Annotated in this window: 19 protein-coding genes and 2 pseudogenes; 16 read left to right on the top strand and 5 right to left on the bottom strand. The window is 57.3% G+C overall.

The window, feature by feature from the left end; all coding sequences use genetic code 11:
* Window positions 1–118: 118 nt before the first annotated feature.
* Window positions 119–1,171 (bottom strand): AraC family transcriptional regulator, encoded by a 1,053-nt coding sequence (locus AC0L3B_RS25735; RefSeq protein WP_473381266.1) that lies wholly within the window; start codon window positions 1,169–1,171, stop codon window positions 119–121.
* On the opposite strand from AC0L3B_RS25735, the gene AC0L3B_RS25730 reads away from it, so the two are divergent.
* The 12 genes and pseudogenes from AC0L3B_RS25730 to AC0L3B_RS25675 all read left to right on the top strand — a co-directional run bounded on the left by AC0L3B_RS25730 (window position 1,147) and on the right by AC0L3B_RS25675 (window position 13,114).
* Entirely contained in the window at window positions 1,147–2,301 is a 1,155-nt protein-coding gene (locus tag AC0L3B_RS25730; protein WP_473381265.1) for an NADPH:quinone oxidoreductase family protein, read from the top strand. The two genes, AC0L3B_RS25735 and AC0L3B_RS25730, sit on opposite strands and share 25 nt — an antisense overlap.
* Window positions 2,302–2,409: 108 nt before the next feature.
* Window positions 2,410–2,745: pseudogene (locus AC0L3B_RS25725) on the top strand (nuclear transport factor 2 family protein); the annotation flags it as partial.
* A gap of 256 nt (window positions 2,746–3,001) precedes the next feature.
* Complete coding sequence (locus AC0L3B_RS25720; protein ID WP_473381264.1) at window positions 3,002–4,618, top strand: linalool dehydratase/isomerase domain-containing protein; 1,617 nt, start codon at window positions 3,002–3,004, stop codon at window positions 4,616–4,618.
* Window positions 4,611–5,153 carry an SCO family protein gene (locus tag AC0L3B_RS25715; RefSeq protein ID WP_473381263.1) on the top strand — a complete coding sequence of 181 codons (543 nt, stop codon included), beginning with the start codon at window positions 4,611–4,613 and terminating at the stop codon, window positions 5,151–5,153. Before AC0L3B_RS25720 ends, AC0L3B_RS25715 begins: the two co-directional genes overlap by 8 nt.
* A gap of 843 nt (window positions 5,154–5,996) precedes the next feature.
* On the top strand, window positions 5,997–6,257 hold the full coding sequence (locus tag AC0L3B_RS25710; RefSeq protein WP_473381262.1) for a hypothetical protein: 261 nt from the start codon (window positions 5,997–5,999) through the stop codon (window positions 6,255–6,257).
* Window positions 6,217–6,858 carry a histidinol dehydrogenase gene (locus AC0L3B_RS25705; protein WP_473381261.1) on the top strand — a complete coding sequence of 214 codons (642 nt, stop codon included), beginning with the start codon at window positions 6,217–6,219 and terminating at the stop codon, window positions 6,856–6,858. Before AC0L3B_RS25710 ends, AC0L3B_RS25705 begins: the two co-directional genes overlap by 41 nt.
* A 1,276-nt stretch (window positions 6,859–8,134) precedes the next feature.
* Window positions 8,135–8,407 carry a DUF3551 domain-containing protein gene (locus AC0L3B_RS25700; protein WP_473381260.1) on the top strand — a complete coding sequence of 91 codons (273 nt, stop codon included), beginning with the start codon at window positions 8,135–8,137 and terminating at the stop codon, window positions 8,405–8,407.
* 543 nt (window positions 8,408–8,950) lie between these two features.
* Entirely contained in the window at window positions 8,951–9,790 is an 840-nt protein-coding gene (ehuB, locus tag AC0L3B_RS25695) for an ectoine/hydroxyectoine ABC transporter substrate-binding protein EhuB (RefSeq protein ID WP_473381259.1), read from the top strand.
* 73 nt (window positions 9,791–9,863) lie between these two features.
* Window positions 9,864–10,529, top strand: coding sequence for an ectoine/hydroxyectoine ABC transporter permease subunit EhuC (gene ehuC, locus AC0L3B_RS25690; RefSeq protein WP_473381258.1), 666 nt, complete (start codon window positions 9,864–9,866; stop codon window positions 10,527–10,529).
* Window position 10,530: 1 nt separating this feature from the next.
* Window positions 10,531–11,202, top strand: a complete 672-nt coding sequence (ehuD, locus tag AC0L3B_RS25685; protein ID WP_473381257.1) for an ectoine/hydroxyectoine ABC transporter permease subunit EhuD — start codon at window positions 10,531–10,533, stop codon at window positions 11,200–11,202.
* Window positions 11,202–12,017: an ectoine/hydroxyectoine ABC transporter ATP-binding protein EhuA gene (gene ehuA / locus AC0L3B_RS25680; RefSeq protein ID WP_473381256.1), complete on the top strand. Its 816-nt coding sequence runs from the start codon at window positions 11,202–11,204 to the stop codon at window positions 12,015–12,017. The genes ehuD and ehuA overlap by 1 nt, the downstream gene beginning before the upstream one ends.
* Before the next feature lie 323 nt (window positions 12,018–12,340).
* Entirely contained in the window at window positions 12,341–13,114 is a 774-nt protein-coding gene (locus AC0L3B_RS25675; protein WP_473381255.1) for a GntR family transcriptional regulator, read from the top strand.
* Window positions 13,115–13,905: 791 nt separating this feature from the next.
* Here AC0L3B_RS25675 and AC0L3B_RS25670 read toward each other — a convergent pair.
* The 4 genes from AC0L3B_RS25670 to AC0L3B_RS25655 form a co-directional block, all read right to left on the bottom strand.
* The gene (locus AC0L3B_RS25670) at window positions 13,906–14,616 is read right to left on the bottom strand and encodes an aspartate/glutamate racemase family protein (RefSeq protein ID WP_473381254.1); all 711 of its coding nucleotides are present in this window, start codon (window positions 14,614–14,616) and stop codon (window positions 13,906–13,908) included.
* Between the two features lie 277 nt (window positions 14,617–14,893).
* A complete protein-coding gene (locus AC0L3B_RS25665) occupies window positions 14,894–16,060 on the bottom strand; it encodes a M20/M25/M40 family metallo-hydrolase (RefSeq protein WP_473381253.1) in 1,167 nt (388 codons plus the stop codon).
* 495 nt (window positions 16,061–16,555) lie between these two features.
* Window positions 16,556–17,851, bottom strand: coding sequence for an imidazolonepropionase (hutI, locus tag AC0L3B_RS25660; protein WP_473381252.1), 1,296 nt, complete (start codon window positions 17,849–17,851; stop codon window positions 16,556–16,558).
* A gap of 100 nt (window positions 17,852–17,951) precedes the next feature.
* Window positions 17,952–19,037: an FAD-dependent monooxygenase gene (locus tag AC0L3B_RS25655; protein ID WP_473381251.1), complete on the bottom strand. Its 1,086-nt coding sequence runs from the start codon at window positions 19,035–19,037 to the stop codon at window positions 17,952–17,954.
* 685 nt (window positions 19,038–19,722) lie between these two features.
* Here AC0L3B_RS25655 and panD point away from each other — a divergent pair.
* The 4 genes and pseudogenes from panD (at window position 19,723) to panC (ending at window position 23,466) form a co-directional block, all read left to right on the top strand.
* A complete protein-coding gene (panD, locus tag AC0L3B_RS25650) occupies window positions 19,723–20,082 on the top strand; it encodes an aspartate 1-decarboxylase (RefSeq protein WP_473381250.1) in 360 nt (119 codons plus the stop codon).
* 157 nt (window positions 20,083–20,239) lie between these two features.
* Window positions 20,240–21,299: pseudogene (locus tag AC0L3B_RS25645) on the top strand (8-amino-7-oxononanoate synthase); the annotation flags it as partial.
* 441 nt (window positions 21,300–21,740) lie between these two features.
* A complete protein-coding gene (panB, locus tag AC0L3B_RS25640) occupies window positions 21,741–22,649 on the top strand; it encodes a 3-methyl-2-oxobutanoate hydroxymethyltransferase (protein ID WP_473381249.1) in 909 nt (302 codons plus the stop codon).
* Window positions 22,624–23,466 carry a pantoate--beta-alanine ligase gene (gene panC / locus AC0L3B_RS25635; protein ID WP_473381248.1) on the top strand — a complete coding sequence of 281 codons (843 nt, stop codon included), beginning with the start codon at window positions 22,624–22,626 and terminating at the stop codon, window positions 23,464–23,466. Before panB ends, panC begins: the two co-directional genes overlap by 26 nt.
* Window positions 23,467–23,521 lie beyond the last annotated feature (55 nt).

The raw sequence follows: 23,521 nt of genomic DNA, 5'->3' as shown, positions 1-23,521 counted from the left end.
TCTTCCCCTCAAGACGATGGTCTTCGCGCCGAATGGGATCGGCTTTCGGGGATTGTCGATTTCGGCGCGCGGTCATTGAATGACCGCGGATGCCAATCGGATTGACCAAATCCGACTTCTATTTCGCCGGTGGCCTATGGCTCTCCCGGTATTCGCCAGGCGCAGAGCCGGTCCAACGCCTGAATGCCCGGTGGAAGGCGCTGAGTTCGGAGAAGCCGAGGGAGACTCCGATCTCCTCGAGCGACAGTCGGGATTTCTGCAGCAGATGGATGGCGAGATCGCGCCGCAGCCGGTCCTTGATTTCCTGAAAGCCGCAGCTCTCTTCTTCGAGCAGGCGGCGGCGTAGCGTCTGTGGGGACACGGCCAGTTTGCCTGCGATGTCCTCAAAGGGTAACGGGCGCTTCAGATTGCGGCGGAGAATTGCTCGTACTCGCTCAGCCATGCTGCTGTCGTCCCGATAGCGCACCAGCAGCGCACCGGGCATGGACGCCAGGAAACGCCTCAGGCGCTCCTCATCAGGCACGATAGGCAGGTCGAGCAACTCGGTGTCGAACCGGATTTCCGTACGGGGCTGCTCGAACAGCATCGGGGCTCGATAGAACGGTTCGAGTTCCAAGCTGAAGGGTTCTTCTGGAAAGACGTAGTGAACTGTGATCAGCGGCAGCCGGCGGCCCACGAGCCAGCACATCAGGCCATAGGCGAACATCAGGATCGCGCCGTTGGCCATGCGCCGGCGGTTAGGCTGGGCAATGGTATCGGTGACGTAGAGCGAAGCGTCGTCGGGACCTTCCGCGAGACGCACCACGAAATCGTCCGCAACCAGATGATAGAATTGGCAGCCGATCCTGATCGCTTCCCGCAGATTGGCGCACCGGATCAGCAAGCGGCACATCATGCGGAAGCTGCCGGGCTTGATGGGACGGCTGCCGAGGAGCCAAAGTTCGTCGCGCGTCTCCCGCGTAATGACCGCGATCAAGCGGGCAAACTGGTGTTGCGGCAATCGGGCACCCGGCTTCTCGAGCTGTTCAGCCGCTATCCCCGCCCGTGCCACCAGCTGAGCGACATCGAATCCTGCCTCCCGGACACCGCTCAGCACCAGCCCGACATAGCTGCAGTCAATGGCGGAACGCGGCGGCGCCTTGTCTAATGGCCCAAGTCTTTGAAATGGCATGGTGGCATCATGTTAGCCCGCAGATTGGGCACTCGCCACCGTCGTGGTGGCAGCTACGGTCAACGCTATTGGTTATTTTTGTCATTGCGGGCGCGACGCTTCGTTTCATTGTTACCACCAAATTAGATGGGGGAAACTTGGTGCGTGCCCTGATGAGTTGTGAGCCAGGTGGTCCGGAGACCCTACGGCTGCTCGATGTGCCAATGCCAGTCCCCGGGGCGGGACAGGTGGTATTGGCGGTGAAGGCCTGCGGCGTCAACTATCCGGACCTTCTCACCATCCAAGATCGCTACCAGGTCAAGATGCCGCGTCCCTTCGCTCCGGGAGCCGAGGTGGCTGGAATAGTCTCTGCGCTGGGATCCGGCGTATCCGGATTTCGGGTCGGGCAACGGATCGCGGCCCGCATTGGCACGGGCGGTATGGCAGAGTTCGTGGCTGTAGATGCCGGACGTTGCAGCCACGTTCCTGACGGAATGTCCTTTGCCGATGCCGCCGTGATGCAATTCACGTTCGAGACGGCATATTATGCGCTCCACACCCGCGCACGTCTCAAGGCAGGCGAGACCGTGCTCGTGCTTGGCGCGGGGGGAGGCGTCGGCATCGCGGCAGTGCAGGTTGCACGCAATCTCGGGGCCCATATCGTCGCCGCGGCTTCGTCACAGGAGAAGGTCGACTTCGCTCGCCGCCATGGCGCGGGCGGAGGTATCCTGTATCCCTCTGTGCCGCCCGACGAGCGCCGGGACGTCGCGGCTCACCTGAAGACCGCAATTGGCGGCCGCGGCGCGGATGTGGTCATCGACCCGGTAGGCGGTTGGCTGACGGAAGCTGCTATCCGCTGTGTAGCAGAGGGCGGCAGATATCTCGTGCTCGGCTTCACGGCGGGTATTCCATCCCTGCCGCTCAATCTTCCGCTCCTGAAGAACTGCGACGTGCTCGGGATTAATTGGCGGACGTTCATCTTGCAGCAGGATGCGCAGAATGAGGCCAACCGGCGAGAGCTGCAGCGCTGGTACCGAGAAGGCATCTTGTCCTCCGGCATCACCGCGGAATTCCCTCTGCATGAGGGTGGCAAGGCGATCCAGCTCCTTGCTGACCGGAGCGCGTTCGGAAAACTTGTGGTGACAATCTGATCATTCAGCCGTCACCGGGCTGACGAACCATCGCGGAAGGCATCAACGAAGGCCGAGAGTTAAAGACCCCAGCAACCATCCTATAATGATGATGTAGCGGAGCACAGCATGAGCAAGCTGGACAAGCAGAAGTTGGAGAACATCGGCCACTCTTGGGTGGAGCGATGGAACAAGTCAAGCGCGGATGACTTCGCGGATCTGTTTAGTGAACATGGAGAATACATCGACCCATCGTTTGGATTGCTACGTCGTGGTCGCGATTTCCTGAACCTCCATCATCAATTTTGGCATCGGGCAATTTCGGGGTTTCGCCTGACGCCGGAAAGAATATTCGCCGGCGATGCCGTCGTGGTGGTTCAAGCGATCGGAGAAGGAACCTTTGATGGTGAGAGCCTTGGGAAGGGCGCAGTAGTCGCTACCGGCAAAGCTTTTCACGGTCGTCTGTGCGCCGTCCTGGCCATAGATGATGAACGCAAAATCGGCCGCTGTTCGGAATACTACGACCGAAGCCTGTTCCCGGGAGGAGAACAGCCTGCCTGCCGCGATCTTGACCACCTCTCGATCGCCTGCGCCGGCGGCCATTACCATCCTGCTGGTCGGTCATCAAATCAGGATCCGGGCAGGAGTTGTTGGAGACGTGGATCTCAGGCGCGCAGATCTCAGCATGTAACCAAAAAGATTGGCTTTCGGGAGGACCAGCATGACGGTTTCGGAGCTTGGGAGCACCTATCGCGAGGCGCCGGATGTGTCGCGATTTCCTATTCTCGATCCTCTGCAGCTTGGCCATCTCCGCCACATCGAGAACCTCGCCGCCCAGCCCGACGGCGAATGGTGCAAGATGGGCATTCCCGACCCCGGGCAGGAATGGCTGGACTCCTATCGCTATCAGCTCGCGCAGATGGCATATGCGCTGGCCCTTGCGCACTATCACCGGCTGCCTGCCGCCCCCGCAGTCTTTCGGGGGACGTTCGATCAGTTGATCCGCAAGATGTTGCGGCGCGAGGTGTGGGGATATTGGAAAGATACCAGCCAATCAGGGCCATACGTCAATCCAGACATCAAGGAGCTGCGTAAGGGCTGGACCGACCCGGTGGTGCGCGAGAACATCATGTATAGCGGGCATCTGTCCGCTATGGTGGGCATACACAGTATGCTGTTCGATGACGACAGCTATGACCAGCCCGGCGCGTTGACCTTCCTGCACAACCCGATCTTCTGGGGCATGCAGCCCGAGAAGTTCGAATACAACCGCACCTCGCTCAACGAGGTGATCTACTGGCAGATGGTCGAGAATGGATGGCTCGGGGTCGCCTGTGAGCCGAACTGCGTGTTCATCGTTTGCAATCAGTTTCCGATGCTTGGCTTTCGGTTGGCCGATTTACGCAAAGGCACTGCGGTGGCCGAGGAGGCGACACAGAGCTATCGGGTCGCCTGGGAGAAGAAGGGCATCTTCTCGAACGAAGGCTGGTTCCACGCGTGGTGGCGAATTGAGCAAGACGAGTTCGTGCCGCCGAAGAGCGTCGGCTGGACCGCATGGGGCGGAGCGGTGATGAACGCTTGGAATCGCGACTTCGTGCACGGCATCTATCGCGACCAGCTCCGCGGCGTCCTGAAATACGGCCGTGACGGCCTGGTCTCGCTCCATCCGAACTCCGTGGTGCCGCGCGTGCGCGAGGCGCTGGCGGGCGGCCAGCCAGTCGAGGACATCGAAGACCGCACCTATTCATGGCCGATGCCCGACGTCGGCTACGTCGCCATGCTGCTGTCCGAGATGGGAGATCCTGATCTTCAGGGCCTGCTGGCGCATGCCGACCGCCATATGTCTCCGACCTGGAGCGACGGCGGTCTCTATTATCCGCGGAACGAGCAATCCTATGACGCGGACGGCAATCTGGTCCGGATGGATCGGCTGACTGGCAATGCGATGCTGGCTTATGCGCGCCTGAATGTTCCCGACGGCTTGTGGGGATTGTACAACAAGCCATGGACCGCCGATCACTTCGCTGCTCCTGCCTTGCGGCGGATCACGCTGGCCAGGGATGTGACGCGTGCGATCTATGACCGCGACGCAAAGCTCCTCGTGCTGACGCTTCAGCCGCGCCAGGCCGGTGGTTCGGAGACCAGCCTCGGAATTGGGCCGATACTGCCGGTTGCGTCCTGGACGCTATTCCGTGACGCCGAGCCGGTGGCCGCCAGTCGCGCTCGGACGATCACCGCAATCGGCGCGGTCCAGGCGGTGGTACACGATGGGACCATCGTGGTGAACCTGGCACTCGAGAGGACGACCACACTCATCGTGGCGTTCGACCATGTCTGACTGCTGCAAAGGACAAGCCGCAGGCGAGCCAGCCAAACGGCCCGGCGGTGCCTTTGAGCTGATCGATCATCATGGGCAGGCCGTCGGCGACCGCAGCTATCGCGGCCAATTTATGCTGCTTTTCTTTGGCTTCACCCATTGCCGCGCAGTCTGCCCTGCTGCACTCGCGCGGCTCTCGGCGGTGATCGGCAGGCTCGGGCCGTTGGCTTCACGCCTACGGCCGCTCTATGTCACCGTCGATCCAGAGCGGGACACGCCCGAGGTCATGAAGATATTCCTGGAACGCAGCTATCCGCATTTCACCGGCCTGACTGGCTCGCGCGAAAACATCGACCATGTGAAGTCGCTGTACAAGGTCTTCGCGAGGCGCGCCGATTCCGACGATGTGACGGGATATCAGATGCCGCACACCGCCTTCACCTATCTGGTCGGTCCGGATGGTCGCTACGTCGCGCATTTCACCGATGCGGCCGGTGAAGACGAACTGGTGGCGCGGATCGGCAGCCATCTCGGCTCGGGAGGCGTAGCTCCCTGAAGCGGTCAGCGGCTGCTCTTGGCCCAGGCGAAGAGCGGGCCCTGAAGAAATGATCGGGTTCGACCAATCCAGGGTGTGGGTGTCGGAGGGTGAAGGCGATGATGCGGTGCGTCGCCGCGCACAGTGGCAGTTGCAAGTCGCAGCCTGCAGGGTAGCAGTGCCCGTTCGAAGGAAGCTGCAGCCGGACTAGCATCCTCGAAACGGCGGCATGTGGGCGACGGTGGAACTGCATCGCTGCTGTTCCAAGTGTCCAGCTCACTACTCCCAGGGGAAGTCTTCTCACTCCCGCCTCGGGATCCGGTACAACCGAACAGATGCGCATTTTGCCGAGCGCTGCCGTGGTGATGCCGATCCGGCATGAAGGGAAACCAAAATGATATTGGATACGATGCTTGCAGCAGTTGGCGTCGCTATCAACAGAGAGAACGAGCGCAGTTGACGAGCTCTAAGGCTCGAGTCACTCGTCGCGATAATATCCAGGGGGGATGTTGTGATTGCAGCACTGGTCACGTTTGACGTCCCTCGCGGCACCTCGTTGGCCGAAATGACGGCCTCCTTTCAGCAATCCGCCCTCAACTTCTTCGCCATGCCCCAGGTGTAGCCGCAAAGTACTACCTGTTTGATGGAGAGAAGACGGGTGGAGCATTCTACGTGATTTCGAGCGGCGGGCATGCCGAGCGAATGTTCAATGATGAGTGGCGGAAAGCGCTCGCTGCGGGGCCCCTCCAAATCTCTCCGTGTTCGAGGTGCCGATTACGGTCACTAATGCAATGAAATAAAGCGCGTCAAACAGCTAGGAGTTGATGATGTCCAAGGAAGTTGACGCTTCGAGCCGCGCAGACATTGAACAAACTGCAAAAGCGTTGTCGAATTGCGCGCTGGGGGGCAGAGGATCAGATCGGCACACTGAACAACGTTTCTGAAACTGACATCATTGATGCCGGAAAACTCATCCGCAAGGGCGAGGTATTTTCGCTCGCTCTCTCCCTCAAAGAACCCATCCAGCCTGGCCTTTTTGGAGGGCGCTGGAATCCAATCCACACGATGCTCGCAACCGGGACTGATGCCGGTGCCGAAAACCAGGATCTTCCGTTCCCTATCTAAGATATGCCGACGACGCGATCAATATGCCGTGCCAAGCATCGACGCAGTGGGACGCGCTTTGTCACATCGTCCTCGGCGCGGTCGCCGAGATCGCTCGCTTGCTCAAGATCTTGCCCACCGCCGCTGTCGCCGCAAAAGCGTGGGCGGACTATGGCGAGGTTATTGTCTGCGAGTCAGACGAGAGATGGTGAAAGAAGCAGATCGCATTGCCTCCGAGCATGTCCAGCTGATGACTCGAGACCCTGACTACTTCCTGATGAACATGAGCAACTATGGCGATCTGTTCTTGGGGCCGCGGACCAATGTCGCTTATGGCGACAAGGTCAGGTGGGCGAGATATACGCGAGATATACTTGCGCGAGATCGAGGGGGCAGCGCGCGCGCCTACGCCTACTGCGGCGCCACAGCCCGCACGCTGCCCGGTGGCTGGGAGAGCCTCGGCGACATCGGTCACTTCGACGAGGCGGCTACCTTATCTCGTCGACCGGCGCACGGACATGATTCTGGTCGGCGGGTCGAACGTCTATCCAGCCCAGGTGGAGGCCGCCATCGACGAGCATCCATTGGCGATTTGGGGCGCCTTGATCGGTCTCCCGCATGAGGACATGGCTCATACGTCCACGCCATAGTCCAGGCTCTCCCCGGCCTGTCCGCGGAGACGCTGCTATCGCATTCGGCCGAGCGCTTGGTGTCCTACAAGCTTCCGCGCACCACCGAGTTTGTTGACGACCCGCTTCGCCATCAGGCGGGAAAAGTGCGCCGGACTCAGCTCCGCGACGAGCGTATCGCCCGAACGAAGACGGGCCAAACCCAAGATCAAAAAAGTCCATTGCCTGAGTACCGACTGCGGCAGCTCACATCTGCGCAGGGACGCGGATTTCAGTCGTAAGGAGACGAGATTTTGTCTAAAGATCAATAAAGGACCAAGCAGAGAGGCGGCTTGCCGGGGCGCAGTCAGGCATGGCGATCGCATCAACGCGCTCTCTGACGATCCAATTCGCGAGCTGACGATGGCTGCCGAAAACTTCGAAGACGATACCGAACTTCCGTTCACATCCTGAGCGGGCGCGTCCTTGACGGCAGTGCAGATTTGAAAAGTCGCGAGGGCAGTGTGTCTTCCGCGCTGCGGCGTCACGGGCGGATGGGACCGCGACTCACCCGGGCCTGGTACGAGTGGACCAGGTGACGATCGCCGCAGTGGAAGGTTTTGTATCTGACAGCAATCGCGCTCGCTGTCGCCTTCGATTTCCGGACCGTGGCGCGGCCATCCCCCGCAAGATGAACTACGATGAAGTGCATCAAGCAGCTTGCTGCTGGACTAAGTCTTGGAGCTACGGAACATTGACTAGTGGCATAGGGCCGTGGGACGCGGCACCAAATCAATTTGGTGCTGACCGCCTGCTGCCAGCGCGATTACAAAGGCCGCAAGGAGGAGAAGAAGTCCGCGCATTTTCACAGAAAGCTATCGCAATGATGACGGGAGCATCCGATGCCGTCGTGAGTTAGTCCCCGGCCGTCGATTACGCAGCAAGTATCACGAAAGTCGTTAGATCTATTGATGAGCAGGTTAACGGCGAAACGAAGCGCGATCACGCCGAAAAAAGAGCCTTATGCCTCGATAAGGGCAGGAATAATGCGCGAATTCGAATTATGTTTTACTTGGCCGTTCAGACGTTGCTCGGCCGGATGTTGTTCTTGGGTTCGTGGCGCAATGAGGCATTCCATGCACAATCATGATCTTGTCTCCGAAAGCCCATTGGCGCTGACCGCCGCCGGCATCGCGCTGCTCTGCTCCAGCCTGCTGGCATTTACGTTTATTTAGAGCGCGATGAGACATTTCGTCCGCGGTATTCCGCTTTCACGGAGGTACAGACCTCATGCGATATGCTTTGTTCATCGTCGGAGTTGCCTTTACCGTTCTGGTCGGGTTGGGAGCGCGTTCGACCGCCGCTCCGCGACATCATTCGGCACACATGCTGCCCGTACTTCCTTCAGATCTCTACTGCCTGCAGGGCCGCATCTGGGGGTATCCCGGCAACTGCCAATTCTCGACGTACGAGCAGTGCACGGTCACGGCCTCGGGCACAGACGCGTATTGCGGTATCAATCCGTTCTATGCCTTTGGGCCAGATGGAAGGCAATCGCACTAGTGGAGAGGAGGAGGAGTTGCCGCGGACGGCGTTGCAAATGAACCCCGGGGTCCAAACTCCATGGTTCGCTTAGGTACGTGCACACACAACCTTGGCCCGTGCATCGGCCCCTGCTAGCGGGACCTCCCTGCTCCAAACCGACGTTTTGACCACGAAATCTCGTCGAGATTAGATAGCAAAAAGAATTGTATTGGCAACTTTACAAATAAGGGCCTAACGTGTAAAAAAAGGAGGCGAGGGTGGACTTCGTCCTCTCATGGTGATCCAGAAAACGTCCGGTAGTCGAAGAGGACTCACCGGATGAATGGTGGTTGCCTAAGATTGCTTCCCGAAAAGTTGGCGCGCTCGTTCAATGCGTCCGACGAGCTGGATGATGTCATGCTAGCTCCCGCAGAACTTCTGCGAGACCGCAATCGAGATCTGAGCGAGGGCAACGCTGGCTACGTACTCAGCGTGCCAGGGAAAACAGCCGACGCTTGCAACAGGGCGGCCGGTCAATTTCAACACTAGCAACCAGCCACGTTCAAAGAGGGGAATGAATTTATGAAATTCAAGATTTGCGCATCCGTAGCAGCAGTACTATTCACTCTGATCGCGCCCATTGCTTTCGCGGGACCGTTAACCAGTCGCTTAGAGTCGGGAGCTGCAATTCGTATCGGCTTTGCCAACTCACCGCCATATGCATTCGTTGGGGCGGGCGGCGAGCCCGCTGGGTTCATGAACGCTTATGTCATCAATCTTTTGAAGAAGATGGGGTTCACACAAATCGAGGTGGTAACTTCAGACTTCTCCGGACTGATACCAGCTCTTCAAGCCGGAAGAATCGACATCGTCACGTCTGGTTTGTACATCAAGAAAGACCGATGCAACACGATCGCTTTCACCGCCCCCATGCTGAAAACGGCTGATGCTTTGCTTGTCCCGAAAGGCAATCCGAAAGGCCTTCAGAACTACGAGGACATTGCCAAGAAGAGCGCAACAATGACGGCAGTTGTTGGCTATGCCACCATTGACAGCGCAAAAAAGTTCGGCGTCCCGCCGGACCGCATTATGCAGCTTCCTGATGGACCCTCGGTTTTGGCAGCAGTCAGATCGGGACGCGCAGACGCCGCAGCAAACTCGGATCTATCTCTCCAGGCTCAGGCTAAGGGCGCTGAAGGTTTTGTCGAAGTTACCGATTCTAATAAAATGCCGGAATCAACGTTCAATTGGGTTGCTTTTGGCTTACGGAAAAATGATTCTGACTTCGTCTCGAAGTTCAACGCCGCTCAGAAGGAGTTTCTCGGATCGCCCGAAATGCTTTCCGCAGTTGCGCCATTTGGCTACACGGAAAAGCAGCTTCCAGGTTCGACTTCGCTCGAATGGGTTTGTGAAAATCGCTGATCTCCCGGGATGGACGATGAACGGGCCAGCAGGCTCGTTCGTCGGAGTTTCTCGCTGAGCGTCAGGAGTATGCATGGGCTTTTGGCTTTTTCTGGAGCAGTACGGATCAAGATATCTCAGCGGCAGCTTGGTGACGGCCGGGCAGTTTGTCCTTGCTTCCCTTGTAACAGTAGTACTTTCGGTCACTTTTGGACTGTTGGTATTATCAAAAAATAATGCGCTTCGCGCATTTGCGGTTGCCTACATCGAATTTTTTCGCGGTAGTTCTTTGGTCGTACAAATATACTGGATCTTCTTTGTACTGCCGCTACTAGGACTGAGCCTTTCTCCCTTTAGTGCCGGCTTTTTGGCAGTTGGCATCAACACTGGCGCATATGGCGCGGAAGTCGTGCGGGGAGCAATTCTTGCAGTACCGAAGGGGCAATGGGAGGCGGCTTATGCGCTTTCGATGTCGCCGGCAAAGCGCATGTACCGTATCATCTTTCCTCAGGCATTTCTAATCATGCTACCGCCTTGGGGTAACCTGTTGATTGACGTCTTAAAGGGCACTGCCCTCGTTTCCTTGATTGGGCTGGCGGAGCTCATGTTTCAGGCAAAGCAGATCAACAATCTTACCTTCCGTTCAGCGCAAGCCTTCGGCGCTGCGTTAGCGATTTACTATCTGCTAGCCCGTTTCCTTATTACACCGACCGTCCGCAGTCTCGAGTCGAGATTGCGGCGAAAGATGTCGAGGACGTGATATGGAGCTAGAGTGGAGCTGGAGCTTCGCCTGGGAAATACTTCCCGATTTGCTCGCCGGAGCTTTAAACACACTTGCCGCGGTTGGCATCGGTTATTCGATCGCCCTTGTAGGTGGCCTTATCCTCGCTCTTCTGCAAAGAACACGTAGTCAGCTCGTGACGGCAGCCGTGCGCGAATTCGTCGAGTTCATCCGCTCGACACCGCTTCTCCTGCAGATCTATTTCGTGTTTTTCGTAGGACCGCAATTCGGTATTCAACTGTCTCCGTGGGTTTCGGGACTGATAGCAATTGGGCTCTACCGGTCGGCGTATCTTTCTGAAATTTATCGAGGTGGATTGGAGGCCGTTCCGGCCGGCCAATGGGAGGCTTGCACTGCGCTGAATCTTTCCGGACGAGATACCTATTTCAGAATCATCATACCGCAAGCTCTGCCCCCCGCATTGGCTGGCATGGGCAATGCTCTGATCGCGATTTTCAAGGACACCCCAATGCTCTCGGCGATCGGGGTCGCTGAGTTGATGCATGCCGCGACAGTCGTCGGAACGAATAGCTATCGCTACCTTGAGCCTTATACCCTCGTGGGTATGTTATTCCTTCTGCTCTCGCTGCCTGCAGCCTGGGTGATCCGTATCTTTGAGCGATGGTTGCGCAGCAGATTGGGAATGGTTTGATGGAAAGTTCGCACGACTATCCGCTTGAGCTAACGGGCAGCACTGTACCGATGGTGCGCTTTATGAATGTCTCTAAGAACTACGGCGGTTTGAAGGTGCTGGATAATCTCAATTTGGACATCGCCCAAGCAGAGAAGGTGTCGATAATCGGGCCTTCGGGCTCAGGAAAGACGACCGTCTTGCGGATGCTGATGACATTGGAATCGATCAATTCCGGGGTCATTTATGTCGACGGGAAACCGCTCACACACATGCCCAGAGGCGGAAAGCTGGTCCCTGCGGATGCGTCGTATCTCCGACGGATGCGAGCAAGCATCGGCATGTGTTTTCAGAATTTCAATTTGTTTCCTCATATGACGGCTCTCCAAAATTGCATAGAGGGGCCTGTTCAGGTTCTCGGTCTTAGCAAGGCGGAGGCCCGAGTTAGGGCCGAGGAATTGCTAAGTATGGTGGGCATGATCGAAAAGAAAGACCAATATCCGGCACGGCTTTCCGGTGGGCAGCAGCAGCGCGTGGCAATTGCACGGGCTTTGGCCATGCGTCCGAAGGTCATGTTGTTTGACGAAGTCACGTCGGCGTTGGATCCAGAGGTGATTGGAGAAGTGACGAACGTGATACGGAAGCTTGTCTCGGAATTTCGGCTGACAATGTTGATGGTCACTCATCAGATGGGATTTGCCGCGGACATTTCCGACAGGGTGTGTTTCTTTTTCGGCGGCAAGATCGAAGAACAAGGAGAGCCCCAGCAGTTGTTCGGAGATCCGAAACGGGAGAGAACACAGCAGTTCTTGTCTGCAGTAAAGGAAGCTGTCTAGTACGCTTTTGCAGAATGATAATCATCATTTCGAACGGAAGTTATTCGCCTGGGCTAGACGTGCCACGCATATGTAAGCGCCTTTGGGTTTGCCTGCATAGAACGGACGATCCGCTCCGTATATTGCAGTCGAGAGCTCCTGTTGACATTGAATTCTGGGCTGACGTTCTGCTATCTCCCGCGGGCACCCGCATCTGAGATTGATAGAGAGGCTCGTCATTTGCGCTTCATGAGCCTGCAGTTGTTTAGATGGACCCAGGGGGAAAGCTGTCTAGATGATACGATCGGCTCTGGCTGATTGTGCATCATTGGGCTAGCATGCGGATGAGCACGAACGTTCATCATTTCCGCAAAGCCCTTATGAGTAATTTCGCTTACCATCCCTTTCCCAAATACCTGCAAATTAGAGAGATCGTAAGACGGCGCCTTCGCCTGCTTCAGCCCGGCGACCGCCTGCCAACGGAGTCGGAGTTGGCGGCAGAGTTCGGAGTCAGTCGCGTCACGGTGCGGCAAGTGATGAAGATTTTCGCCACCGAGGGAATCATCGAACGCCGGCCGAGAGTTGGCACGATACTCAGGGCTGTACCAGCCGCTCCGGCTGACGATAGGCTGACTGGACCAATCGAAGAATTCGGTATCGCCGGTTTGGAAACAACCAGCGAGGTGATCCAAAAAGGCGAAGTCACGGCAGAGAGCGATGTGGCGAGTGCCTTGCGGATCGGTGTCCCAAGTACCGTTTACGAAGTACGACGGGTTCGAATGCTCGAGGCCTCTCCATTCGTCGTGCTTGAGGCGTTCTTTCCTTTGAGAGTTGGAAAAAAAGTAGCTGCTCGAGAATTCCCAGGTCTCTTTGTGCCTCTCCTTCGCAAGATCGTGGACAAGGATATTTGGGAGGAGCATCAAGAGATCGATGCGCTGGTCGCCGGAACCAAATTCGCCGCGGCATTACAAATAGCTGTCGATGCGCCCATCCTCTGCGTCAAACGCTTGTTCTTAGATTCCAAAGGGATCCCGGTAGTGTATTTCAGGGAAAACTTCCGAGCGGACCGCTACTTTTATACTATCCGTCTACCTCAGCCGACTTCGCCGTCCGGCTGAAATAGGTCTGTCTTAACCTGCTCCCCCGCTTGCCCTTCGTTTATAAGGAGAGTCGCTTGAGGGGTGGTGGACGCAGGCCGGCGGCGGCGCTGGTCAGAGAATGAGAAGCCCGGGATCTCCTGAGAGCTTACGGGCGCCACGCCAGGTCCCCGCAACAGCGCGGCAGTACGCTTCGCACGATTGCGTCATGGTGGGCCAGGGGCCAGGGCAACAGCGCGTACGCTAGCACATAATGCCGCGGCCCTGCCGGCCCTGTGATCAGTCAGCGATCGAGCAGAATGCGGCCGCTGGTCGGCGTTGTTGGCCCGCGGAGCGGGGTCGATTTTCCGCGCTCCGGCCATCAGCGCCAGGAACCCGCCGGCGCAAGTGATGTCCTCCAGCGCGGTGAAGTGATCCAAGGGCGGATCCCTCCCTCGCGGCACCGGCGTCCGAGATCACAGCGCCATTGCTCGCGACGCCGGTGCACTTCTAATACTTGATAGGAGCGGCTTCCTCATTCCGTTTGCGATTGACGATGATGCGTTCAAAGCGAGTGCAACCTCTCCTGATTTGCACTGCTCTGGCTGACGTTGTGACAGGCGAGGGTGAAGAGCTTCAGCGAGCCAGCGGAACCAAGCAGACGGCCACGATGGCCACAAGGAGGCAGATCGGGCGCCCGATAGCCTCGATCCATCGCAGAACTTTCTTGGCGTACGCCTGGCTTCATTTCGTTGGCCGTCCCGATAGAGCGTTCTGCGACCTCGTCGAAGATTAACCGTCTGGTGATTCCGCGTACGTCGCGCAGTTGAGCGTTATTTTTTTGCAGACAAAAAGGTCAGCCTGCATAGCGACGTTATGTCGTATACCGGAAACCCCGTCGCTCTTCGGATGGAGGAAGACACTATTGGGAACGCGGTGCACTCGAAAAGCAAGGCAGCTACACCCGAGTGCTTTTCGCGGACGCGCCGCACGCACTCCAGAACGTCAGAGTCGATATCCTCTGGTCTCGTGAGGGGAGGAGGACGCCGCATCTCATTTTGCCACAGCCGGCCGCCCTCTACGCCTCCTATCACGACCCGTTCAATGTCTGCTGGGTCCTCAAGTTGCAGTAAGTCGATTCCGAGACATTGTGAATCCGCGGTGATGATTGCGATCTTGCCAGCCGCAGGAAGTTGACGAAGGAGGATAGGCAGCAGGAGCAAGCTCGAGGTTGCGACCGGAACATCGACAGCTTCAGCAATCGCTTTCTGATGTCTGATTGTGAAACCGCAATTGGCGCTAATTGCAATCGCTCCACGATCGACCAACCGTTTAGCAGCGGCAAGATAAGCTCGCTCTAAGGAGGGATCTCCTCGGATAACGTTCTCTGCCCATGCCCCCTCTACCGTCTCAGAGATAATCGGGAAATCAAATGTCCCCCGATAGAAAAGGTGGCCATGCCTCGGATCCACTGGCTCTGTGCCGCGCGGCAAACCTCTTTCCAAATTAAGAATGCCAAGAGATTGCGGTTGCTGCTGCGACATCGATAGACCCCTGTGAAATACTGGCTGACCAATTTACATGCACCACATTGTCGGTGCTCCCGCTATTCCTCGCCCAAGCACCTAACGAGGCGACTCCTAGCCCGGCGTAGACGTTTTTCAAACATCGTTTTCTTCGTGTGAACCCGTTACCGCTTTTAACTAGCTTCCGCACCAAGCAGCGCGGTCGGCGATTGCCATCATTTATCAAAGCAGGACGTTCGATGAAACGAACGGGTCATTAATTGCGGGCCGCAGCGTTTGGCGCACCATGGATGCGTTACGCCGGCGCAGATAACCGCTTTATTATACCGGCCAGAAGCGCGCCTTGTTCGGCGATGCTCGACACTTCGGTCCGCTCGCGCCGGCTGCACATTTCATGCGTGATCGGGCCCAGGCCGTCCAAAGTCGGCGTACCGACCGAAGCGGCATAGCTGGCATCAGAACCTCCTCCCGAGAAAGCCGGAAACATTTCGATAGCGAGTGCCGCACCGGTGTCCTCGGCTAACTTGAATAGAAAGTGGCTTCCGTCGCCTTCTTCAAATGGCGGTCGCATCCTGATGGAGTGCTTGATTGTCACTCTCCGATCAGACGAAGCAAGCTCTTCGGAAATGCATCGTTCGATATCATCTATTAGCGCTTCTGTGGCTTTCTTGGTCCGCGCCCGGAGGTCGGCATCGAACCAAGCAACTGCCGGCATCACTTGTCTGGCTTCCCCACCTTGCATTAACCCGACGGAAACACTTACGCCACGCTCATCATCGCTCAAGCCCTCAAGGCGCGTTACAAGACGGGCGAGTACCGAGAGCGCCGATGCTCCGGCCTTCTTATTGTTACCGACATGGGTTGTGATACCGAAGGCATCGACCCTCAGATGACCAATGGCTCCTCGACCGACAACAAGCCCTCTATAGGGCCTGGCAGGCTCAAGCGTGAGACAAAAATTTGCGGCTCTTGCCTCAGTCTTGATCCAGCTGGCGCTTGCGTCGCTGCCGACCTCCTCGTCAGGTACAATCAGAAATACCACACGTTCGATTCCATCGATGCCCATTTTGAAGAGTTCGCGGAGTGACACGATCGCGGTGGCTACGCACACTTTCATATCCCCGACGCCGGGTCCGGTAAGAAGCCCATCCTTCTGCTCGAATTTCCACCCTTCGACAGTGCCGGTGGGCCAAACCGTATCGGCATGACCCAGGATGAGGATCGATCTGCCCGGACGACCCGACTCCCAACGAGCGGTCAATTGATCGCCAGCGGCCTGCCTGATCTCGCGCTCGACTTTGAATCCGGCTGCGATCAGCGCCTTTTCGAAGACGTCATTAACGCGATTGACGCCCTCGCGATCATAGCTGCCGCTGTCAATGTCAACTGCAGCTTTGGTAAGCTGAAGAATGTCGGGGAGTTTTGCCTCCAGAATTCGAAGAAACAAACGGTCCCAGTTCATGTTGATAGCTTTCGCTGTGGTGGGTAGAATTGCGCTCAATACGGCAAAATGAATTGCATCAGTTCATTAGAGTTTGCGGCCGGTCTGCGGGTTCGACTTTGCATCAAGCCCCGCCTTAGCGCGACTAAGACTTCCTCCAAACACGGCTCCGTTTCGGCCTCGATTGTTACCGCTTCGCCGTTGCCGTATGCTGGGAATACCGTGGCTTCGTGACAGTGCGTCGGAATCCCGGAGGCGAGCGCGTCTGTATACCGGCGAGGAGATCAGGAGAATTGTTTCCACGGCCGAATGCTTCGATTACGATGCCGTCGCCCAGTATCGACAGCGGCTATTCTTTTCATCATCATCACAGTGGTCTCCAGTACCGCAATATACGGAAGCGGCGCGGCATTGATTGAAGAACTGCAATGACCTGCGTGCCGCGATCGAACCAGACGTCAGATTTGCCAGCCAGTGTCTGTAACTGGACAGCCGGTCTCTGCAGCAGCAATGTATTCAAGTGATGCCTCGCCGGTGGGGCTGGCCTGTGTACTTTTCGGCGTCGCTGCAGGGGCGTGCGAAGTCGGAATGAGTTTCGAAGACCACCCGTCCGCGCTTCACAACACCAATGCAGCGGTTCGCGCCGAGAAGGTAGGAAAGATCGTCTGGATGCTCGATTTCCCAAAAAGATAAATCCGCAGCTTTGCCAACCTCAATAGTGCCCCGCTCCTTCCGCATGCCGAGGGCGCACGCCGCGTTGACAGTGAACCCGCGCACTGCCTCTTCGGGCGTCATGCGGAATAGGGTGCAAGCAAGGTTCATTATTGTGGCCGGGGAATTTGTGGGCGAACTGACCGGATTGCTGTTGGTGGCCAGAGCCATTTTTACTTTGTGCTTGCGGAACAATGCGATGGGCGGCACGCGGGTCTCTCGCAATGTATAGTTTGCGCCTGGTAACATGCCTGCCACAGTCCCGGCTTCTGCCATTGCTATGATCGATTGTTCAGACGCATATTCGAGATGATCGGCGGTAAGCGCTCTGTGCCGTGCGGCAGTCGCCCCGGCGGACGCGTCGGAATATTGGTCCGCATGTAAACGCACCGGTATCGAGTGTGCTCGTGCGGCTTCGAACAATCGGCTTATTTGACCGTCACTGAAACCAATGGTGTCCGCGAATCCGTCAACCGCATCAACGAGGCCTTCCGATACTGCGATGGGCAGCACCTTTTCGATAAGGAAAGAAATATAATCGTCGGGCCGCCCTTTGAACTCCGGAGGAACTCCATGTGCGCCGAGAAATGTGGAGACGATCGTAACGGGTAGATCCTGTTCTAGGGCGCGAGAGCAACGTAGCTGCTTTAGCTCCGTCTGAAGGTCTAGACCAAAACCGGATTTGCTCTCGATCGTGGTGACGCCATGCGCAATGAATTCTCGGACACGCCGCGAAGTCGTCGCGAACAACTCCTGCGCGGAGCAAGCTCGCGTCGCGTTGACTATCCCTGGGACACCACCTCCAGACCCATAAATCTCGTCACGGGTGGCCCCCCTGATCCGCATGCCAAAATCGCGGCGCCCGTTGCCACTGTAGACAACATGAGTATGCGGATCGATGAGCCCAGGCAGCACCCAAGCCCCCCCCATGTCGTGAATCTCGGTGGCATGCTCATGAAGTGCATTTGGGAGAGCATCGCTTCGGCCGACCCATGCGATACGTCCACTTTCTACCGCGATCGCCCCGTTCTCAACGATTCCGTAGCCCTCCTCGTGCGCCATCGTTGCCAGGTGACCGTTGACCCAGATTGCATCCCACATAGTTTCACTCCCAGTCACTCAAAGCTGATGTTGCGGCGCTTGGCGGCAGCATGAACACAGTAAGGAAGCGGTAAATTGATAGTCGGACGCTTGCACGAACTTACACGCCCATAGCTTCAATTTCGCGCTCATACCGCACCACTATTGGCTCTACCTTGTTGCGTCCAAGGTAGCTTCCTTGCTGGGAGCATTTCACCACGTAGTAAGCGGCTTTGAGGCGCTTTTCTTCATAGGTAGCGAGAGCCTCGTCAACATCGCTTGTTCCGGAAAAGACATCTCGCAGAACTCGCGAGTCAATGAACGCTTGGCCGGCACCCTGTGCAAGATCAGGAACTGGTGGATGTGCGGCATCCCCAAGCAACGTAATACGGCCGTGCGTCCATTTTTCGGGGAGCCCTTCCGGAACATCGAGAGAGCTTTGAATGATTGCATCCTTCGGGGTAATGCTAAACGCCCTTGAAATTGGAGTGTTTGTCCAAGAGCTAAAGTAATCAAGGAACTCGTTCGGATTTTTTGCCCCACTTACTGAACCGAACCAGTATGCCTTTCCATTTCCTATGGGAAGAAACGCGATCCATCCACCCGGCGCGTAAAAGCCGGTTTGCGCTGCCGGATCTATGTCCAGCTGTTCAAGGGTGAATATAGCGCGCCAACGATATGCGTGATGCTCGTTGGGCTGGAAACGAACTCCACCTACCAATTTCTCACGGACGGCTGAAAAAATTCCGTCAGCAGCGATGATGAAGTCGCCCTCATAGCTCGACCCATTACTGAAGTGGCAAATTGCCTTGTCGCTGCCATTCTCGACAGACACGACCTCATGACCAAACCTTATGAGATCCGTTCCGTATGAGTCAGCTAGCATCGAGATCAATGCCGAGCGATGCACTCCGATTGCCGGCGCACTATATTTGCGGGGCCAGTCACTCGTATCTTTCTCAAAGAGCAAATTGCCAGTGGCATCATAGTTATAGTAGCGCTCAATTTTGACCGAAATGGCATCAATCTGCTCCTTCAGGCCCAGGCCATATAGTGCCCGGACTCCGTTCGGCCAAAGCATCAAACCAGCTCCCGTCGCCCTAAGGACAGGAGATCGCTCGAACACAGCTACATCAAATCCCAATTCCTTCAGCCCGACAGCTGCAGAGAGTCCCCCCAGTCCGGCGCCACAGATACCAACTCGCATCTCAACCCCCACCAGAGCTGCGGAATAAGCTAGGTCCGCAAATCGTTGCTCATACCCAGCGCGCCCGGATCGGCCCCGCCTTCGTTGAACGCCCGAGTATAGACTTGCCTTAACGTAATTGTATAGCTGATAACACAATTGCTTTCTCGCGGCGCTCCATCGGTCGTTTCTGAATCCCATCCGCGGCATCAGCCCTTGCGGAGGAACTGCGCAAATGCCGCAATAGCCGCACGATATCTGCACATTCCAGCACAACTGACCGAATTCCTGCTTCAGGAAGACGTACATTTTCCGCGGGCGACGCCCGCGGGTTATGCTATCAAGGGGGCGCCTCCAATCGAAACCAGCGCGGGAGCCATGATCTCCCGGAAGAGCGCATTTGTCCTGCCAGGCCAATGCCGTTGCACCGGCTGTTACGCGGGGCTGGCTTCCTAAGCGCGCGACCTGCATGCCAAGAGCTTCGATACGCGGCGAGGGATTCGCGGGCCCTACTGGCATCAAAAGTAGCGTCTCTCCAGAGACCTGCCGCTACTGTTCGTACACAGCACATCACATGACCGGTCCGATACCCTCCGGACGGATTGCGTCAAACTGCCATCGCGTTTGGCTTTGCCTCGGATCACAGCTAGCTGGATCGGTATCGCCGAGATTTCTTCGACTGGACGGGAAATGAGAATCACTTTTGATGAGAGGCAAGATCGATCGAGCTTCCGTAACTGAAACCGATCTGAACCGGGGAGAATCGATATCCGTTGATCGTACGTTGCTCGACGCGACGGGCCTCCTGATCAACGAGCGCGTCGAGATCTACAATCTCGATAACGGGGCGCGATTTTCAAGCTACATCATTGAAGCGCCTCCAGGGTCCGGCGCCATTGACCTGACTGGTGCGACGGCCCGATTGGCAATGCCAGGTGACAAAATCAGTATCGTTGCATATGCCTCATTTGAGGAGGCAGAAGCGAAGCTTTTCAGACCGCGCGTGGTGCGGGTCGACCGGAATAATCGTATCTTGCTGGGCTGGAACGCGGGCTGCGAATGCTAACCCCTTTCGCGCAATTCGGCGGGATACAGCTTCCTTTGAGATCGCTGGTTCAGTCGTGAAAGAACCGGTGAATTCGCGGCGTTCCGCCAACAACGATTTTGGGCGTGCTTTCCACACCCGGGAGGTAAGCAAGGGCCCGCGCGGCCCCGAGCTGTCCGCAGGAATTGATTTCACATCTTACGATTACCTGGCCCTCGCAAGTGCGCCACGCATGAGACAGGCTGTCTCCCGTGCGATAGAGGCCGGCACCCCGGTCGGGGCAGGCGGCCCGCGGCTCCTGCGGGGCAATTGTCAGGAACACGAGCGGCTCGAGGCGGAAGCGGCTCAGTTTTTTGGGGCGGAGAGAGCTCTTTTTTTCGGCGGCGGTTATGCCGCCAATTTTTCTGTTTTGACAACCCTGCCGCAGCGAGGCGATCTAGTTGTTGTCGATTCGCTCGTTCACGCGAGTATTCATGATGGGACGCGAGCGGGCCGGGCCGACTTTCGGATAAGCGCCCACAACGATCCCCAGTCGGTGGAGAATACAATCCGTGACTGGCGCGCTCAAGGCGGAATGGGGCGCGTCTGGATCGTGGCCGAGAGCCTCTACGGGATGGATGGCGATTTCGCTCCGCTGGAAGAGCTCGTCGCATTGGCGGCCCTGTGCGGGGCGTTCCTGATGGTGGGTGAAGCCCACGCTACAGGCGTGTATGGTGAGCAGGGACGAGGGCTCGCGGCTCCCTACGCGGGGCGTGACAATCTAGTTGTCGTCCATACGTGCGGAAAGGGCCTCGGAGCCGCGGGAGCACTCGTTGTTGCCTCCAAGGCTATTTGCGAGTTCATGATCAACCGCTGTCGCCCGTTCATGTACGCTACCGCCCCATCTCCGCTAATTGCTGTTGCTGTCCGGGAGGGTTTATTGATTCTTCAGCAAGAACCTGAGCGCCGGGACCGTCTCGAACGGCTAATCTCATTCACGCATCGTGAGATGGAGGCGCGCAGCCTCCGATGCTCGTCCGGCTCGCAGATCGTACCTTACATTGTGGGCGATAATGCAAATACGAACCGGCTCGCCTCTGCAATGCGCAACCGAGGCTTCGATATTCGCGGGATTCGGCCGCCCATAGTGCCGGCGGTCGGGCCGTCTGCGAATTTCGCTGACGCTCAACGTCAACGAGAACGACGTGACGTCAATGCTGGATGCGCTGGCTGAGGAGACGAGATGGTATTGCCGCTGAACCTCCGGCGCCTGACAGGCAGACCGAGGTTGGAGCAAGACAAAAGATTCTCCACCGCGCTCACCAGCCTCCCGGCGTAAATTGTGGAAACGGGTTTAGGCCTGAGCTGACGGGAGCTAATGGTGAGCTGGTTCCATGCCTGGTCCTCTCGCCAGATCGGATCGTGCGGTGCCTTACCGCCTTCATCCATACGAGTTCATCCTTCGGCCGGAATCGACGAGGTGGTGGGCTCGGGCAAGTGACAGCAGACGGAGACGCCTTGACCCGTTGATCGCGCGATCATTAGAAATTCCTCCATGCCAACCTTCATGTTTGGAGAGGAATATCGCTTTCTTTACGCCAGCGTTGACCGCTTTCACGCGACGCTAGTAGCAATGCCGGCGCTTAAATCCGGGCAGGGGTGGCCGGGTCAGGGTGGATCAGGGTGGATCAGTACCGAAAATGAGTAACATTTCGAAAGCGCCTGTTGAGCGCGTTACCATTCACACTCTGCAGAAATGGAGGCGGGAAGGGCGTCGCATCACAATGACACCGGCGTACGACGCGATTACCGCTCGCATCGCCGATCCGATCGTCGACATTATTCTTGTGGGCGACAGTGTCGGGAATGTCTGTCTCGGATTTGACAGCACCCTTCCGGTCACCATGGCGATGATGAACCATCACTTAAAGGCGGTCGCGCGCACTGCGCCCCGTGCTCTTCTGATAGCCGATATGCCCTTTCTTAGCTTTCACGTCAGCGCCGAGGAGACAATCCGCAATGCCGGAGGCTTCCTGCAGCGCGGTGCCGATGCCGTGAAGCTCGAGGGAGGTGCCAGCCGTGTCGACATGGTTCGCGCCTTGGTCCGTTGTGAGATCCCTGTTATGGGCCATCTTGGCCTGACACCGCAAAGTGTCAACGTCATGGGGGGGTTCAAGGTGCAGGGCCGGAACGCGGATGATGCATTGCGCCTGCTTGATGACGCGCACCGTCTGCAGGAGGCCGGATGTTTCGCTCTCGTCCTGGAGGGAATCCCGGCGGAACTTGCCGCGCGGGCGGCCGAGTCGGTAGCCATACCGACCATCGGAATTGGCGCCGGTCCCGGATGTTCAGGGCAAGTGCTCGTCTTGCATGATGTGCTCGGATTGGCCGAGGGCCGCCGGCCGAAATTCGTTCGCGCCTATGCAGACGGGTTTCAACTCATGCAGGAGGCGCTATCGCGCTGGGCAGCTGACGTTCGTTTGGGAACGTTCCCTGGTCCGCAGGAGACTTATCGGCTGCCTGAAGGACTTGACGACGTCATTGCAAATTGGGCGCCTCGATCTCAAACCGATAGTTCAGAACATGCAGACAATCACAACGGCCGCTGAGCTCCGCCGCGCTCTCGCAGACTCCCGCAAGAACGACAGACGCATCGGATTCGTCCCGACGATGGGTTACCTGCATGACGGACACCTGGCGCTGGTTGAGGCGAGCCGAGCTCGATGCGCCGTGACTGTCGTGAGCATCTTCGTTAACCCCACTCAGTTCGGGCCAAACGAGGATCTAAGTGTCTACCCCCGTGATTTCTCCCGGGACCAAAGGCTGTGCTCAGAGGCCGGGACAGATTTCCTCTTCGCGCCAGATGCACAGGAGATCTATCCGACTGAGTTTGACACATTCGTTGAACCGGGCGACTTGGCGCGGCCATTATGCGGAGCCTTCAGGCCTGGGCACTTTCGTGGTGTCGCGACTGTCGTCTGCAAGCTATTCAACATGGTGCAGCCCAACGTCGCCTTCTTCGGGCAGAAAGATCTGCAGCAATGTGCCGTCGTTCGTCGGATGACAGTTGATCTAGATCTTCCGATCGAGATCGTCATCGTGCCAACAGTTCGAGAACAAGACGGGCTCGCAATGAGCAGTCGGAATCGCTATCTCAACGCTGAGGAACGTCAACGCGCCCTTGCAATCAGCCGAGCCCTGCTCGCGGCTGAGGCGGCATTTCGGGCAAGTGAGCGTGATCCCGAGAAACTGGTACAAATTGCCAAGTGGCATCTGCAGCCAATCGATCAGCTGCAGTACCTGGAAATTGTCCACGCCGATACGCTCAGGTCAGCCGCAAGTCCCCTCACTGGCCCCGCCGCCATTTGCATCGCAGGGTATGTAGGCCGGACCCGGCTCATCGACAATGTGATGCTGAACCACTGAACGCGTTCATCCATCTCTTTCGGGGCAGGTTCATAGTTGCTCGCCTGCCGCACGA

It is taken from the genome of Bradyrhizobium sp. Kon56 (assembly GCF_055807635.1).
Note: the sequence above shows the minus strand (reverse complement) of the source record. Positions and strands in the feature narration are given on the sequence as shown.